This window comes from Mesorhizobium sp. M8A.F.Ca.ET.207.01.1.1, from assembly GCF_004794715.1.
Lineage (GTDB): Bacteria > Pseudomonadota > Alphaproteobacteria > Rhizobiales > Rhizobiaceae > Mesorhizobium.
This window is the reverse complement of the sequence record NZ_SRUS01000007.1, coordinates 231,197-246,968: the sequence shown is the minus strand read 5'-3', so window position 1 is coordinate 246,968 and position 15,772 is coordinate 231,197. Positions and strand designations below refer to the sequence as shown.

The following is a 15,772-nucleotide window of genomic DNA, read 5'->3' as shown; positions in this document are numbered from 1 at the left end:
TGCAGGAGCCCGTGGGCTCGTATGCCCGATGGAAAATGCGCGCCGTCATTGGCGACGGCGCGCGGCAATTCCAGGCCGATATCAGGCCGGGGTCATCAAGGCCGGCAGCAGCGCGCCTGAGATGTGCTGGACGACTTTGACGCCCTTGGCATGCACGATCGGCTGCGCGTACTGCATTAGCGGCAGCACATAGGCCTGCTCGGCGATGTATTTGTCGACCGCCTTCCAGCCGGCGATGCGCTTGGCCTCGTCTTTTTCTCCCCACAGCGGGTTGATCATCTCGATCAGGTCCTGGCTGTCCCAGACCGAATGCGGGCTCGGCCCATACATGGCAAAGCCGGTCGAGGTGGTCGGATCGCCAATGGCGTTGCCCCAATTGTAGAAGGCCGCGGGCGCGAGCTTGTCGGCGGCGCGCAGCTCGTAGTGCTTGGCGATCTCATAGACCTCGATCGTCGCCTCGATGCCGACCTTGCGCCACATTCCGACGATCGCCTGGATCATCTCATAGTCCTTGGGCTTGAAGCCCTTGGTCGTCTGGATGGTGAACTTGATCGGCTTTTCCGGCGAATAGCCTGAGGCGGCCAGCAGTTCCTTGGCCTTCTCAGGATTGTGCTCCACCTTGATCGAGGCATCGAAGGCCGCGTATTCCGGCGTTTCGAGCGTGGCGATCGGCTGGCCATAGCCGCGCAGCAGCCGCTTGACCAGAAGCTCCTTGTCCACCGCCATGACGGCTGCCTGGCGCACGTTCTTGTCCAGCATCGCTTCGATGTCGTTGAAGAAGATCATGCCGATGTCGGAAACATTCTTGATCGAGCCGGCAAGCCCGTCCTTGGCGATCAGCCGGTCATACTCCTCATAGGGGATTTCGAGCGTCACCTGCGAGGAACCGGATTCGATCTCGGCCACCCGGCTTGCCGCATCGGTGACGAACTTGATCGTCACATTCTCGAAGGCCGGCTTGCCGCCCCAATAGTCGGGATTGGCCTTCAGCCGCAGGAAAGCGTTGCGCTCGAATTTTTCCACCATGTAGGGGCCGGTGCCGATCGGCGCCTTCTCGAAGCCTTCGGCGCCGACCTTCTCGTAATAGGCCTTGGGCATGATGTAGCCGGTCAGGAACGACATCCACTTGAAATAGACTGGATCGAACTGCACGACGTCGCCAGTGATCTTGTTGCCGTCGATCTTGAAATTGTTGACGTTCTTCCAGACGAACTGGATCGGGTTGCCGGTCTTTTCGTCGCCCGCACGCTGCAGCGACCAGACGACGTCTTCCGGTGTGAAGGGCGAGCCGTCATGCCATTTCACGCCTTCGCGCACCGTCATCATGATCTTGGTGCGGTCGTCGTTCCAGCCCCATTCGGTCAGCAGGCCAGGCGCGAAGGACAGGTCCGGCTTCTGCGGGATGAATTGGTCGAACACCGATTGGTAGAGGCCCTGGATGGTCGGGTTGACGGCCGACGGTCCGGTGGTCGGATCCCAGGACGGCAGGTTGACATTGTAGGCGATGGTCAGTTCGCCGGCGGCCTGGGCAATCTTTGGCAGGCCGACGGCGGCCACGCCAAGTGCCGCGGCACTGTATCCCAGTAATTCGCGTCTGTTGATTGTCATGGTCGTTCCCCTTGTTGGTTTATTTGTCTTCGCGCAGCGTCTTCAGTTCATTGGTTCGGGCTTCGTCGGCAGCAGCGCCTTGCCTCTCGTCGCCTCCATAAAATCGTCTGGCCTACCTCCCGCCAAGCTGTTGCGCGAGCATGAAGCCCGAGGCGGCACCGGTGCCGGCGCCCGGCCATGTCGCGGCGCCGGTGAGATGCAGGTTGGCGACCGGCGTGTTCCAGCCGGCATAGCCGCGCGCCGGGCGGAACAGGAAATTCTGCGCCAGATGGTGGCTGCCGCAGACCTGGTCACCGCCGACGAGGTTCGGGTTCTCACGCTCGAGATCGATCGGCGAGAACACCGCGCGGCCAAGGATCTTTGCGTGCAGGCCGGGCGCGTAGGTCTCGATAATGTCGAGCACGCGCTCGGCATAGGCTTCCTTGACCTGGTCCCAATGTGCTGGCGCGATCTTGGCCGCGGCGTCGCCCGCGATTTCGGCGGGCAGCATGCGCACCTGTATCCACAGAACATGCTTGCCCTGCGGCGCCCGCGATGGGTCGATGGCGGTCGGCTGGCCGACGACCAGCACCGGTTCGTCCGGCAGCATGCCTGCCATCGCCTGCTGATAGGTGCGCGACATCTGGTCGAGCGAGGGGGACAGATGCACATAGGCGAACTGGCGCAACTCTGCCCCGGCGCGCCAGTCAGGCAGATCGTCCAGCGCCAGGTGGATCATCATCGTGCCCGGCGCGTGCCGGAATTTCTGCATCGCCGTGTCGAAGCCGGCGTTGCCGGAACCGCCAGGCAGCAGCTTGCCGGTCAGCGCCTTGGGCGCCACACCGGCAATGACCGCCTTGGCCGCCGTATGCGTTTCGCCGGAAGCGAGCCGCACGCCCGTCGCCTTGCCGCCGGAAACCGTGATCTCGGCGACATCGGCACGGGTAATGATCCTGCCGCCGGCGGATGTCACCATGCCGGCCAAGGCCCGGATGATCGTGTCGGCGCCGCCCTTGCCCAGCACCATGCCGAAGCTCTGGTTGGCCATCGATTCCAGATAGGGAAACACCGCGCCGCCGGCGATGTCGGGCGCGAAGTCAAGATGCATGCCCCAGGTGGCGAGCGTCGCCCTGATATGCGGAGACTCGAAAGTCTCCTCCAGCCAGGCGCGCGGCGAGGACAACAACAGCCGGCCGGTATCAAGCGCGCCGGAAACACCTTTCTTGCGCCACAGGTTCCATGCGGTGCCCGCAAGCGCACGGGCGCTCATCGGCGAGCCCAGCAGCTTGAACAAATGCCCGGCTTCGGCCGGGAAGGCGGCTACCAGCCTGCGCCATGTCGCGGCATCGGCGGCTGAAAAGGCGGCAACGCGGCTGGCGGTCTTTTCCAGATCGTTACTGACCCCGAACCAGCGCCCATCCGGAAAGGCGCTGGCGAAACAATCGGCGGCCGGCGCGAATTTCAGCCCCTGCGCTTTCAATTCATTTGCATATTTCCGGTGGAAGGCGGAGCCGGCGAACAGGCTCAGATTCATGGCGCCGAAATCATGACGGAAGCCCGGAAGCGTGAATTCGCGGGTTTGCACCGCGCCGCCGATCGTTGCGCTGCGCTCGAAAACCCCGGTATTCCAGCCCTTGAGCGCCAGATGCGCGGCGCATGCCAGACTGTTGTGGCCCGCCCCGACAAAGATGGCGTCGAACTCGCTCACGCCCCGTTCCCATTTCCTTTATGCTTAAAGATAATTGCAGATGCATATGTTTTCGTCTAGTAGGATATTAAGGGCCGAGACGAGCCTTGATCATGTCAGACAAGAGGGAACAGAGACCATGGACACCCAAAAACTTCTCGGCGAAGTCGCCGGCCAACTCCTTTCCGGCGCCATCAAAGTGGTCGACCTGACGGCGCCGCTCGGGCCGGATACACCACTGATCAAGCTGCCGCCGGAACTTGCCGTCGATACGCCGAAGGTCGAGATCCATTCGATCTCCCGCTATGACAAGAACGGCCCATGGTGGGCGTGGAACTGGCTGAAGCTCGGTGAGCATTCCGGCACCCATTTCGACGCCCCGCAGCATTGGATCAGCGGCAAGGATTATCCGGACGGCGCCACCGACACCATTCCGGCGCAGAACTTCATCGGCCCGGTCAATGTCATCGACTGTTCGAAGGAGGCCGCCGCCGACCATGATTTCCTGCTCACCGTCGACCACATCAAGGCATGGGAAGCCAAGCATGGCGCGATCAACGCCGGCGAGTGGGTGGTGATGCGCACCGACTGGTACAAGCGCAACGGCTCGGAAGCCGAGTTCCTTAACGCCAACGAGACCGGCCCGCACACGCCCGGCCCGACGGCCGAAGCCATCCAGTTCCTGATCAGCAAGGACATCAAGGGCTGGGGCTCGGAGACGATAGGCACCGATGCCGGCAAGGCGGGCGGCATGGAGCCGCCATTCCCGGCGCACACGCTGATGCACAAGGCCAACCGCTACGGCCTGGCCAGCCTCTGCAACCTCGACCAGTTGCCGCCGAAAGGCGCGATCCTGATCGCGGCACCGCTCAAGATCGAGCACGGCACCGGCAGTCCGATCCGCGCACTGGCGCTGGTGGTTGGAAAATAGAGCGAGGTGGGTCTTCGGGAGAAGATCATGCAGCTTGGTGAGGCGATAGGGAGGCAGGATGGCGGCGTTAGCGCTCTACGGCGCCCCCCTCTGCCCTGCCGGGCATCTCCCCCACTTGGGGGGAGATCGGCAGCTTCCGCGACGGCTCCCTTCTTGCGACGTAGAAAATTGGCGAAAGCCGGGATGACATCCGATCTCCCCCCTTGTGGGGGAGATGTCCGGCAGGACAGAGGGGGGCGCCGTAGGGCGCTGACCCGGCAAGCCTACCCGCTGCCCACGAGCAACCCCCAATGAAAGCGCCCGACCACATCATTGTCGGCAGCGGCATCAACGCGCTGGTTTGCGCGGCGATGCTTGGCGGCAAGGGCGCCAAGGTGCTCGTGCTGGAGCGCAACGACCGCATTGGCGGCTGCATGCGCACCGAGGAGATCACCGCGCCTGGCTTCATCCATGATGTGATGGCAACGACCTTCGTGCTGTTCATCACCTCGCCGGCCTTCGCCGCACTTGGCGCCGACCTCGCCCGGCACGGGCTGGAATTCTGCCATACCGGCACGCCGACCGGCGTGCTTCGCCCGGACGGCAGCCATGCGGTGCTCAGCACCGACCGCGCCGCCAACATCGCCGCGCTCAACGCGATCGCGGCCGGCGACGGTGACCGCCACGCGGAAGATGTCGGCGGCATCGAAGGCAATGCCGGCCTGCTGTTCGGCCTGCTCGGCGGCAGCCTGTGGTCTTATCCGACCGCGAAGCTGCTGGCGGGCGACGCCTGGCGGCGGAGCCCGCGTGGTCTTGCCGCCTTCCTTGGCGATGCGCTGGTGCCGGCGCGCGGCTGGCTGGAAAGCGGCTACCAGTCCGAGACCGTCCGCGCGCTCTGGGCGCCGTGGGTGCTGCATGCCGGGCTTGGCCCGGAAGACGCCTTTTCCGGCCAGATCGCCAAGGTGATCGCCTTCGCGCTGGAGGCGGCCGGCGCGCCGATCGTCAAGGGCGGGGCGCAGAACCTGCTGTCTGCTTTCGAGGCGCTCATCAAGGAGCGCGGCGGCGTCATCTCCACCGAAGCGGACGTTGCCTCCATCCTCCTGGCCGGCGGCCGCGCCACCGGCGTGCGCCTGGCTTCGGGCGAGACCGTCCACGCGAAGAAGAGCGTTATCTGCTCGGTTACGCCGACACAGCTCTATGGCCGCCTGCTCGGCACGGATGCTCCCAAAGCCGATGCCGAGGCGACGAAGAAATACCGCTACGGCAAAGGCAATTTCCAGATCCACTACGCCCTCGACAAGCCGCCGTCCTGGCGCGGCGAAGGCCTGGACAAGGTGGCGCTGCTGCATCTGACGCCCGGACTGGATGGTGTCTCGAAAGCCTGCAACGAGGCGGCGCGCGGCATGCTCCCCGAGGTGCCGACCATCTGTGTCGGCCAGCCGCATGCGCTCGACCCGTCACGCTGCCCGGAAGGCAAGGCGATCCTGTGGCTGCAACTGCCCGAGGCGCCCCGCCACATCAAGGGCGACGCCGCCGGCAAGCTGCAGGCGCCCGCTGACGGGCAATGGACCGATGCCCTGCGCGAGGCCTATGCCGATCGCGCCGAAGCGGTCCTCGCCAGCCATATCGACGGCTTCAAGGACAGCGTGATCGCGCGCCGCGCCTATTCTCCGGCCGATCTCGAAGCGATGAACATCAACCTGGTCGGCGGCGACCCTTATGGCGGTTCCTCGACCATAGACCAGGCCTTCCTGTGGCGGCCGTTCAAGACCAGCCGCAACCACCAGACCGGCATCAAGGGCCTCTATCATATCGGCGCTTCGACCCATCCCGGTGCTGGCCTCGGCGGCGGCTCCGGTTTCCTGCTGGCGGGGAAGCTGTGATGGAACAGAAAGTCGCCGAAAAACGCCAGCGCATTTCGACCCTCGGCCAGATCGGCCTGCAGCAATTCGCGCCCTATCTGATGAACCGCATCATGGGCCGCTACAACGCCACCTTGCGTGACGATTTTCGCAAGCAGGGCTTGACCATTTCGCAGGTGCGCACGTTGGCCGTGCTGTCGGTCACCGACGGCGTCACTGTCAACGACCTCTCGGTCTATACCGTCATCGAACAGTCGACCTTGAGCCGCACGCTGGACACGCTGGAGGGGCAAGGGTTCGTCCGGCGTGAGCAGGGCGTGAGTGACAGCCGGATCCGCCACGTGTTCCTGACAAACGAAGGCCGCGCCGAGTTCACCCGCGCCTGGCCCGCCATGCATGACGCGTTCGAGGCAATGTTCGACGATGTCGACGATGCCGAATATGCCGCCCTCATCGCGACGCTGCAGAAGATGCTGAAGAACATTCGCAAGCACGACATCTAGATGTACGCGCCGCCGATGCCGGCGGCAATGGAAGGAGGCCAAAAATGGCCGAACGGTCTTTTGCCAAGGAAGTCGAGAAGCTCAGGCTCGGCGCCGGCGAGGAATTCGCCGGCGAGGGCATCCTCGCCATCACCAAGGCACTGCTGCAATGCGGCGTCGGCTATGTCGGCGGCTACCAGGGCGCGCCGATCAGCCACCTGATGGATGTGCTGGCCGACGCGCAGGACATTCTGGGCGAACTCGGCGTGCACTTCGAGGCCAGCGCCTCGGAAGCCACGGCCACAGCCATGCTCGCCGCTTCGGTCCATTATCCGATCCGCGGTGCCGCGACCTTCAAATCGACCGTCGGCACCAACGTGGCTTCCGATGCGTTGGCCAATCTCGCGTCCGGCGGCGTCACCGGCGGCGCGTTGATCATCGTCGGCGAGGATTATGGCGAGGGCTCCTCGATCATGCAGGAGCGCAGCCATGCCTTCGCCATGAAGAGCCAGGTCTGGCTGCTCGACCCGCGTCCGAACCTGCCGTCGATCGTCAAGGCGGTTGAGGATGGTTTCGAGCTGTCGGAAGTCTCCAACACGCCGGTCATGCTGCAGGTGCGCATCCGCTGCTGCCACGTGCATGGCCATTTCATCGCCAAGGACAACAAGCGCCCGCCGATGACTGTCGCCGATGCGCTCGAAGCGCCGCGCCGCGACACCGGCCGCATCGTGCTGCCGCCCGCCTCCTTCCTGCACGAGAAGGAGAAGGTGGCGAAGCGCTGGCCGGCGGCGGTCGATTTCATCGCCAAGAACAGGATCAACGAGTTCTTCGGTTCGGACCACGGCTCGGTCGGCATCGTCATGCAGGGCGGCATGTACAATTCGGTCATCCGTGCGCTGCAGCGGCTTGGCCTTGCCGACACCTATGGCGACACGGATGTCCCGCTCTACGTGCTCAACGCCGTCTATCCGCTGATCGACGACGAGTTCCTCGCCTTCTGCGAGGGCAAGCAGGCGGTGCTGGTGGTCGAGGAAGGCCAGCCCAACTATATCGAACAGGCCTTTGCCGCCATGCTGCACAAGGCCGGGCGCGGCACGCGCCTGGTCGGCAAGGAACATCTGCCGATGGCCGGCGAATATACCGGCCAGGTCATGCTCGATGGTATCGGCGCCTTCCTGCGCGCCGAGGCGCCGCATCTTTTGCCGGGCGAGGTGCGCGCGCCCAACAAGGTCGGCGACGGCGTCGACACGGCTGACCTGATCAACGTCGTGCCGGGCCGCCCGCCCGGCTTCTGCATCGGCTGCCCGGAACGGCCGATCTTTGCCGCGACCAAGCTGGTCGAACAGGAACTCGGCAAGCACCACATAGCCTCTGATATCGGCTGCCATCTGTTTTCGATCATGCCGCCTTTCGAACTCGGCGCCACCACGATGGGCTATGGGCTGGGGCCAGCCTCGGCCTCGGCGTTCAATTCGCCCGACGCCAAGCGCCGCTCGATCTCCTTCGTCGGCGACGGCGGCTTCTGGCACAACGGCCTGACCTCCTCGATCGGCAACGCGGTGTTCAACAAGAATGACGGCGTCATCGTCATTGTCGACAATTTCTATTCGGCCGCCACTGGCGGGCAGGACATCCTGTCGTCGCGCGCCGGCAACAAGACCAAGTCGACCAAGCATCCGATCACCGAGGCGGTGAAAGGCATGGGCGTGAAATGGCTGCGCCATGTCGACCGCACCTACGATGTCGGCAAGATGCAGGACTCGTTGCGTGAGGCGCTGACGACGGACGAGAAGGGCCCGAAAGTCATCGTCGCTTCGTCGGAGTGCATGCTCAATCGCCAGCGCCGCGAAAAGCCGCTGGTCGACAAGGCCATCAAGGGCGGCGAGCGTGTCGTCAAACCGAAGTTCGGCGTCGACGAGGACATCTGCACCGGGGACCATGCCTGCATGCGGCTTTCCGGCTGTCCGTCGCTGTCGGTGAAATCGCTTGACGACCCGCTGCGCGACGATCCGGTGGCGTCGATCGACCAGAACTGCGTCGGCTGCGGCAATTGCGGCGAGGTGGCGGACGCCGCCGTCCTCTGTCCGTCCTTCTACCGCGCCGATGTCGTGCACAATCCGAGCCGCTGGGACCGGTTACTGGAATCCGCTCGTCGCGCGACGATCGGCTTCCTGCAGAGGCGTCGCGAAAACCGGCGCCTGATATTCGCCGATGCTTGAGCCCGTCCCCTCCTTGCACCCCAGATCCGGTGCCGCCGATGAGCCGGTGATCAAGCTCGCCGTGCTGGCCGTCGGCGGCCAGGGCGGCGGCGTGCTGGCCGACTGGATCACCGATGTCGCCGAACGCAATGGTTACGTTGCACAGTCGACTTCGGTCGCCGGCGTCGCCCAGCGCACCGGCGCGACCATCTATTATATCGAGATGGCCCGCGACACCGGCCGCCTGCCGGTCTTCGCCCTGTCACCCTCGCAGGGCGATGTCGACATCCTGATCGCCGCCGAATTGATGGAGGCCGGCCGCGCCATCATCAGGGGCTTCGTCACCCCCAACCGCACGACGCTGATCGCCTCATCGCATCGCATCGCCGCCGTCTCGGAAAAGATCGAACCGGGCGACGGCCGCGCCTCGTCGTCCAAGGTCCACGCAACGGCTGAGGCCGCGTCGAAGCGCTTCATCGCTTTCGACATGGAAAAGATCGCCGCCGACAACGGCTCGATGATCTCGGCCAGCCTGCTTGGCGCGCTGGCCGGCTCCGACGCACTGCCGTTTACGCGCGAGAGCTACGAACAGGCGATTGGTGCCGGCGGGCGGGGCGTGAAGGCCAGCCTTGCCGCCTTCGGCGCAGCCTTCGATCGCGCACGCGGCACGGCGGCAGCACCTTCGTCAAAACCGGCGGAGCCAGCCATTGTCGAATCCGCTTTGGGTGCCGGGCGTGTGAGCGGTCCGCAAAATCTGCTGCGGGGATGGCATGCCCAGCGCGCCCGCATCGACCTGATGCCCGTAGCCGTGCGCGACATGGCGCTTCGCGGCCTGAGAAAGGTCGTCGACTATCAGGACATCGCCTATGGGCGCGACTATCTCGACCGGCTGGACAACGCCGTTGCGCTGGACAGCGCCGGCCACGCTTATGCGCTGTCCATCGCCGCCGCCAAGCATCTGGCCAATGCCATGTGCTACGACGACATGATCCGCGTCGCCGATCTGAAAACGCGCTCGACCCGCGACAGGCGGGTGCGCAAGGAGGTTGGCGTCAAGGACGGTTCGGTCCTGCAGGTGACCGAATATTTCCACCCGCGCATCGAGGAGTTCTGCGGCACGCTGCCGGCGGGGCTGGGCAGCTACATCGAAAGCCGGCCGAAACTGGCCGCCTTTCTCGATCGCCGCATCAACCATGGCCGCCGCATCCGCACCGACAGCTTCGCCGGTTTTGCAGCCCTCTGGTTCATCGGCGGCCTGCGCCGCTGGCGCCGCCGCCTGCTGCGCCACAAGGTCGAGACCACGCATCTCGACCGCTGGTACGCTCTGGCGCTTGGTTACGTGCCGGCAGACTACGCGCTTGCGGTCGAAATCCTCAACTGTCGCCGGCTGATCAAGGGCTACAGCGACACGCATGTGCGCGCCCAGTCGAAATTCGACCGCGTGCTGTCGGCGCTCGATCTGCTCAAGGGGAGGGACGACGCCGCCGACTGGATCCGCCGCCTGCGCGAGGCGGCGCTCAAGGACGAGAAGGGCGACATGCTGGACGGCGCGCTGAAGACCGTGGCGACACTGAACGAAGGCGCTCCTCGCTAGCCGGGAATCAAGCGCGTCGGTGCAGCTTGTAGATTCCCATTGGACAGGGGCTGGCCGCGAACGATAGCCAGGCCCTGGCGATTGACTCGTTAACCTCTCCTCACTTTTGTGAACATCGTTCATTTTTGCCCTTGAACATCGTTCAAGTTATGCTACATTGGCGCCATGAACATTGTTCATACGGAGGCGTAGATGTCGGAACCGCTTGACACGGGCGCGCACAGGCCAGCTTCACCAGCGCCGGAACGAACCAGCGACCACCGGCGATTTCCGACCCAGTAAAGAACCTTAACCAGCTCACGGCTATCACAACGATCGGAACAGCGCATGAACCCGCGGGGATCACCGGAGCATCGCCGCGTGGTTCCGCCAAATGGGACAACGCCATGAACACGCATCTCATGCTTTCGCGGCGCTTCGCGCCGCTCTTCTGGACGCAGTTCCTGTCCGCTTTCAACGACAATTTCCTCAAGAACACGCTGGTGTTCCTGATCCTCTTCACACTGGCTGCCGATCAGGCCGCCTCGCTGGTCACGCTGGCCGGCGCCGTGTTCATGGCGCCGTTCCTGTTCCTGTCGGCGCTGGGCGGCGAGATCGCCGACCGCTTCGACAAGGCGCTCATTGCCCGCCGGCTGAAATTCGCCGAGATCGGCGCCGCTGCCGTCGCGGTCGTCGGCATCGCGCTGTCCTCCATTCCTGTGCTGATGACCGCGCTGTTGATGTTCGGCGTCATCTCGGCACTGTTTGGGCCGATCAAATACGGCATCCTGCCCGATCATCTCGAGCGCAAGGAATTGCCCCGCGCCAACGCCTGGATCGAGTCGGCGACCTTCGCCGCCATCCTTGGCGGCACGATCGTGGGCGGTGTCGTCTCCGCTGACGGCATCGGTGTCGCCGTTTTCGGCCCGATGATGATGATCCTTGCGGTCGGCTGCTGGTTCGTCAGCCGCTCCATCCCCTCGACCGGCTCAGCCGCGCCGAACCTTGTCATCGACTGGAACATCTTCCGCTCGACATGGCGCCAGGTCAGCGAATTGCGCACCGACACGCGCATCTGGCGCGCCGGATTGATGACCTCGTGGTTCTGGCTGATCGGCGCCATCGTGCTTTCGATCCTGCCCACGCTGATCGAGGACCAGCTCGGCGGCAACGAGATCGCGGTCACCGCCTATCTCGCGGTGTTCGCCGTCTCCATTGCCATCGGCTCGGCGATCGCCGCCTGGATGTCGCAGGGCCGCATGGTGCTGCTTCCCGCGCCGGTCGGCACCGCGCTTCTGGCGCTGTTCGGCTTGCACCTTGCCTGGACGATCTGGAGCATGCAGCCTTCGCCCAAGGCTGAAACCCTTGGCCTCTTCTTCGCCGGGCCGAACACCATCCGCGTTGCCATCGACCTTGCCGGCATGGCCATTTCCAGTGCCTTCCTGGTCGTGCCGACCTTCGCTGCCGTGCAGGCCTGGTCGCCCGAGGCGCGCCGCGCCCGCGTCGTCGCCGCTGTCAGCATCGTCAACGCCGGCTTCATGACGCTGGGCGGCATCCTCGTCGCCGCCGTCCAGGCCGCTGGCGTCTCTATTGCCAGCGTGTTGTTCGGGCTTGCCGCCTTCAATGCGGTGGCCGCCTGGCTGATGCTGAAATATCTGCCGACCAACGCCTTCCGCGACTTCGTCTCCATCCTCTTTCGCGCCTTCCATCGGCTGGAAGTGGAGGGCCTGGAAAACCTCAAGGCCGCGGGTCCGGCGCCTATTCTGGCGCTCAACCATGTCAGCTTTCTCGACGGTCCGCTGGCGCTGACGCTGACCGATGAAGAGCCGGTCTTCGCCATCGACTACACCATCGCGCAGGCCTGGTGGATGAAGCCGTTCCTCAAACTGACCCGCGCCTTGCCGCTCAATCCGGCCAAGCCGATGTCGACGCGCACGCTGATCAAGATCGTGCAGAATGGCGATCCGCTGGTCATCTTTCCCGAGGGCCGCATCACCGTCACCGGCGGGCTGATGAAGGTCTATGACGGCGCCGCCATGGTGGCCGACAAGACCGGCTCGATGGTCGTGCCGATCCGTATCGAGGGGCTGGAGAAAAGCCCCTTCTCGCGGCTGACGGCGCAGCACGTGCGCCGTCGCCTGTTCCCGAAGGTCAAGGTGACCATACTGCCGCCGGTCAGGCTCAAGGTCGCCGACGAACTGAAGGGCCGCAAGCGCAGGGCCGCCGCCGGTGCCGCACTCTACCAGGTGATGTCCGACCTCGTCTTCCGCACCCAGCATATCGACAAGACCGTGCTCGAAAGGGTCATCGAAACGGCGACCGAGCGCGGCATGAAGCAACTCGCCGTGCAGGATCCGGTCGCCGGTTCGCTGGGCTATGGCAAGCTGCTCACGGGTGTCGCCGTGCTCGGCGAGAAGTTCGAAGCGCTCTATGCCGGACAGGACACGCTCGGCATCATGCTGCCCAATGCCAATGGCGCTTGTGCCGCGCTGCTTGGCGTCATGTCCGCCGGCAAGGTCCCGGCGATGATCAACTTCACCGCCGGTGCCGCCAACATCCTGTCCGCCTGCAAGGCGGCGCGGGTCACCACAATTTTGACCTCTCGGGCCTTTGTCGAGCAGGCCAAGCTCGGCGCGACGGTCGAGGAAGTCGGCCGGTCGGTGAACATCGTCTGGCTCGACGATCTGCGCGCAACCATCAGCCTCAAGGACAAGCTGCTTGGCATGCTGCGCAAGGCCACGCCACGGGTTGCCCGCAATGCCACCGATCCGGCCGTGATCCTGTTCACCTCTGGCTCCGAAGGCACGCCCAAGGGCGTGGTGCTTACCCATCGCAACATCCTGGCCAATGCCGCGCAGGCCGCCTCGCGCATCGATTTCCACTCGGGCGACAAGGTGTTCAACGTGCTGCCGATCTTCCATTCCTTCGGGTTGACGGCGGGCACGGTGCTGCCGCTGGTGTCGGGCGTTCCGGTCTATTTCTACCCTTCGCCGCTGCACTACCGCATCGTTCCCGAACTGGTCTATGCCTCGAACGCGACGATCATCTTCGGCACCGACACCTTCCTCAGCGGCTATGCGCGCACCGCACACCCCTATGATTTCCGCTCGGTGCGCTACTGCTTTTCCGGCGCCGAGCCGGTCAAGGCCTCGACCCGCGAAACCTATATGGAGAAGTTCGGCCTGCGCATTCTCGAAGGCTACGGCGTCACCGAGACGGCGCCGGTGATTTCCATCAACACGCCGATGTACAACAGATCGGGCACGGTGGGAAAAATCATGCCCGGCATGGAATACCGCCTGGATCCGGTGATCGGCGTCCAGGGCGGCGGGCGGCTGTTCGTGCGCGGCCCCAACGTCATGGCGGGCTATCTCAGGGCGGAAAAGCCTGGTGTGCTCGAACCGCTGCAGGACGGTTGGCATGACACCGGCGATATCGTCAGCATCGACGATGCCGGCTTCGTCAGCATTCGCGGCCGCGCCAAGCGCTTCGCCAAGATTGGCGGCGAGATGATTTCGCTGGCTGCCGTGGAAGCGTTGGCGGGCGAGCTGTGGAAAGGTTCGCTCTCGGCGGTCGCGACGGTGCCTGATCCGCGCAAGGGCGAAAAGCTGGTGCTCATCACCGAAGCCGAAAACGCGACGCGCGCCGAATTTCTGGCCTTCGCCAAGGCGAACGGCGCCATGGACCTGATGGTGCCGGCCGAAGTGCGCGTCGTGGCGCACGTGCCGGTGCTTGGCTCGGGCAAGATCGACTTCGTCGGCGTGACCAGGCTGGTGCGCGGCGAGGCCTCTGAGGCCGCCAAGGTCGAGGCCGCCTGATAGCTGCGTGGGTCGTTCGCCAGCCTGTCGCGGTCATCGGGCCGGGCCCCGAGCCCGAAGCGGTTGAAGGCGATCAGGGCGGGATTCGGCAGGGCGGGACCTGGCGCCATGGGCCTTTTGGTCGCGACGGCCATGTCAGCGCTCCATGATTGGATCTCACGCGAGGCGCGCGACGCCCGATTGGGCTGTTCCCCGGCTCAAACCGGGGACAGGCGACCGGGCGGGCGGGTGCCGCCCGGCCCTCCCGCACGCTTACCAGCGATGCCAGCGGTGCCAGTGGCGGTGCGGATGCCAGCCGTAATAGGCCGGGCCGTGCCAATAGCGGTAGCGCGGATACACCACGACACGGTTGGGAACGCAGCGCCCCCAGGGATTGGGATGCCAGCCGGGTCCGCAACCCCAGGCCACATGCTCGATCAGCGCCGGCGCGGCCGGTTGCGCCACCATCGGCATGGCGGCGGAGGTCGCGACGGTTGCCGCGGTTCCGGTCAAGGCGAGGACGGCTGCTGCCGCATACTGTGTCAGACGGTTCATGACGTTACTCCGAATGTTGTCCGAGAATGAAAACCTGTTCGTACCGATGGGGCCGGCAGGTCTGCCCTTCTCCCGGTTAAACGGCCCTGCGGGCGCTTTCCGTCGGCCGTCACGGTGATTTTTTTGGCTCCGCCTTCGGCTGCGGCCCGGCGCGCCTGGCCAGCCCGTCCGCCAGCACGGCGCGCGCCTCGGCGGAGCCTGCAGCCGCGAACTCGGTGATGCGCTGCTCCAGCCGCGTGCGCAGGGTGATGTCGGCATTGCGGGCCCGTTCAAGGGCCGCCGACAGCGCCGCCGTGTCGAGGACGGGCTGCCGCAACAGATCCGCCGCCTCGCGCCTGGCCTGCTGGCCGTCGAGGATGATGTCGCGCGACTCGCGGCGAACCTCGCGCAATGCCTTGCGGAACAGCATGCGCTGCTGGTCGGGAAGACGGCCGCCGGCCGCCTCCAGCGAATAGCCCTGGCCCTGCTTGCCGCTTCTTACCCAGACGGCCCCGCCGGCAAGCGCCCCGGCCAGGAAGACATTCAGCGCCACCGACGCGATGATGAGCTTACGGCCCGTGCTCATAGGTCCTCCCCGACTGTTTCGCCGTCGGGCCCGGCATCGCCGAACGCCGTCGCATTGGCATCGAGCACATAATGGTCGGACGGAACCTCTGGAGTAACGATGGTCACCAGGGCCAACCCGGCCACCGCGCCCGCCAGGCCAATGCCGGCAAGGCCCAGACCCAGCCACCAGACCAGTTGGCGCCGGCGCTTGACAAGGTGCCGCTCGGCGGTGCGCAGGATGCTGCCGTGCAGCGCCGCGCCGGGCGCCTTGACGGCATAGCTGTCGAGCAGGGCGTCGAGTTTCCCGGCGTGGCCCAATATGACCGCGCCCATCTCGCTGGCGGCGAACATCGCTCCGGCCCTGCGATCGGCCTGCGGCCACCGCCGCAGATCGCCGCCATAGGCCGCCGCCAGAGCCGCAAAGCGCTCGGCATCCATTGCCGGTTCGTTCCTCGACCCATCAGACATCAGTCTATCCTTTGCCGATTGGCGCCGCGTGTCCGGGCGGTTGGATTCCCGGGACCTGGCCACCGGACGCTCGCGAGGTACGGTGAATGCTTCGCATCATGATCGCG

At 65.1% G+C, this 15,772-nt stretch carries 11 protein-coding genes; 6 read left to right on the top strand and 5 right to left on the bottom strand.

Annotated elements, in window-relative coordinates:
• Nucleotides 1-81: 81 nt before the first annotated feature.
• Nucleotides 82-1,608 (bottom strand): ABC transporter substrate-binding protein, encoded by a 1,527-nt coding sequence (locus EN850_RS22285; protein WP_136092244.1) that lies wholly within the window; start codon nt 1,606-1,608, stop codon nt 82-84.
• 112 nt (nt 1,609-1,720) lie between these two features.
• Complete coding sequence (locus tag EN850_RS22280) at nt 1,721-3,295, bottom strand: NAD(P)/FAD-dependent oxidoreductase (RefSeq protein ID WP_136092243.1); 1,575 nt, start codon at nt 3,293-3,295, stop codon at nt 1,721-1,723.
• A gap of 118 nt (nt 3,296-3,413) precedes the next feature.
• Between EN850_RS22280 and EN850_RS22275 the strand changes: the two genes are divergently transcribed.
• The 6 genes from EN850_RS22275 (at nt 3,414) to EN850_RS22245 (ending at nt 14,117) form a co-directional block, all read left to right on the top strand.
• The gene (locus tag EN850_RS22275; protein WP_127275955.1) at nt 3,414-4,205 is read left to right on the top strand and encodes a cyclase family protein; all 792 of its coding nucleotides are present in this window, start codon (nt 3,414-3,416) and stop codon (nt 4,203-4,205) included.
• Between the two features lie 290 nt (nt 4,206-4,495).
• Nucleotides 4,496-6,067 carry an NAD(P)/FAD-dependent oxidoreductase gene (locus EN850_RS22265; RefSeq protein WP_127275954.1) on the top strand — a complete coding sequence of 524 codons (1,572 nt, stop codon included), beginning with the start codon at nt 4,496-4,498 and terminating at the stop codon, nt 6,065-6,067.
• Nucleotides 6,067-6,549 carry a MarR family transcriptional regulator gene (locus EN850_RS22260; RefSeq protein WP_135862152.1) on the top strand — a complete coding sequence of 161 codons (483 nt, stop codon included), beginning with the start codon at nt 6,067-6,069 and terminating at the stop codon, nt 6,547-6,549. The genes EN850_RS22265 and EN850_RS22260 overlap by 1 nt, the downstream gene beginning before the upstream one ends.
• A gap of 44 nt (nt 6,550-6,593) precedes the next feature.
• The gene (locus tag EN850_RS22255) at nt 6,594-8,747 is read left to right on the top strand and encodes an indolepyruvate ferredoxin oxidoreductase subunit alpha (protein WP_135932892.1); all 2,154 of its coding nucleotides are present in this window, start codon (nt 6,594-6,596) and stop codon (nt 8,745-8,747) included.
• Nucleotides 8,740-10,320: an indolepyruvate oxidoreductase subunit beta family protein gene (locus tag EN850_RS22250; RefSeq protein WP_135930293.1), complete on the top strand. Its 1,581-nt coding sequence runs from the start codon at nt 8,740-8,742 to the stop codon at nt 10,318-10,320. Before EN850_RS22255 ends, EN850_RS22250 begins: the two co-directional genes overlap by 8 nt.
• 386 nt (nt 10,321-10,706) lie before the next feature.
• Nucleotides 10,707-14,117 carry an acyl-[ACP]--phospholipid O-acyltransferase gene (locus EN850_RS22245; protein ID WP_135930294.1) on the top strand — a complete coding sequence of 1,137 codons (3,411 nt, stop codon included), beginning with the start codon at nt 10,707-10,709 and terminating at the stop codon, nt 14,115-14,117.
• A 252-nt stretch (nt 14,118-14,369) separates the two neighbouring features.
• Here EN850_RS22245 and EN850_RS22240 read toward each other — a convergent pair whose 3' ends face one another.
• The 3 genes from EN850_RS22240 to EN850_RS22230 form a co-directional block, all read right to left on the bottom strand.
• On the bottom strand, nt 14,370-14,651 hold the full coding sequence (locus EN850_RS22240) for a hypothetical protein (protein WP_127275152.1): 282 nt from the start codon (nt 14,649-14,651) through the stop codon (nt 14,370-14,372).
• Between the two features lie 109 nt (nt 14,652-14,760).
• On the bottom strand, nt 14,761-15,216 hold the full coding sequence (locus EN850_RS22235; protein WP_127275153.1) for a periplasmic heavy metal sensor: 456 nt from the start codon (nt 15,214-15,216) through the stop codon (nt 14,761-14,763).
• Nucleotides 15,213-15,665: a hypothetical protein gene (locus EN850_RS22230; RefSeq protein WP_127275154.1), complete on the bottom strand. Its 453-nt coding sequence runs from the start codon at nt 15,663-15,665 to the stop codon at nt 15,213-15,215. Before EN850_RS22230 ends, EN850_RS22235 begins: the two co-directional genes overlap by 4 nt.
• Nucleotides 15,666-15,772 lie beyond the last annotated feature (107 nt).

What these genes read in the sequence shown, in the direction of transcription:
- EN850_RS22285 (WP_136092244.1), bottom strand. Translation starts at nt 1,608, where the DNA reads ATGACAATCAACAGACGCGAATTACTGGGATACAGTGCCGCGGCACTT.
- EN850_RS22275 (WP_127275955.1), top strand. Translation starts at nt 3,414, where the DNA reads ATGGACACCCAAAAACTTCTCGGCGAAGTCGCCGGCCAACTCCTTTCC.
- EN850_RS22265 (WP_127275954.1), top strand. Translation starts at nt 4,496, where the DNA reads ATGAAAGCGCCCGACCACATCATTGTCGGCAGCGGCATCAACGCGCTG.
- EN850_RS22260 (WP_135862152.1), top strand. Translation starts at nt 6,067, where the DNA reads ATGGAACAGAAAGTCGCCGAAAAACGCCAGCGCATTTCGACCCTCGGC.
- EN850_RS22255 (WP_135932892.1), top strand. Translation starts at nt 6,594, where the DNA reads ATGGCCGAACGGTCTTTTGCCAAGGAAGTCGAGAAGCTCAGGCTCGGC.
- EN850_RS22250 (WP_135930293.1), top strand. Translation starts at nt 8,740, where the DNA reads ATGCTTGAGCCCGTCCCCTCCTTGCACCCCAGATCCGGTGCCGCCGAT.
- EN850_RS22245 (WP_135930294.1), top strand. Translation starts at nt 10,707, where the DNA reads ATGAACACGCATCTCATGCTTTCGCGGCGCTTCGCGCCGCTCTTCTGG.
- EN850_RS22240 (WP_127275152.1), bottom strand. Translation starts at nt 14,651, where the DNA reads ATGAACCGTCTGACACAGTATGCGGCAGCAGCCGTCCTCGCCTTGACC.
- EN850_RS22235 (WP_127275153.1), bottom strand. Translation starts at nt 15,216, where the DNA reads ATGAGCACGGGCCGTAAGCTCATCATCGCGTCGGTGGCGCTGAATGTC.
- EN850_RS22230 (WP_127275154.1), bottom strand. Translation starts at nt 15,665, where the DNA reads ATGTCTGATGGGTCGAGGAACGAACCGGCAATGGATGCCGAGCGCTTT.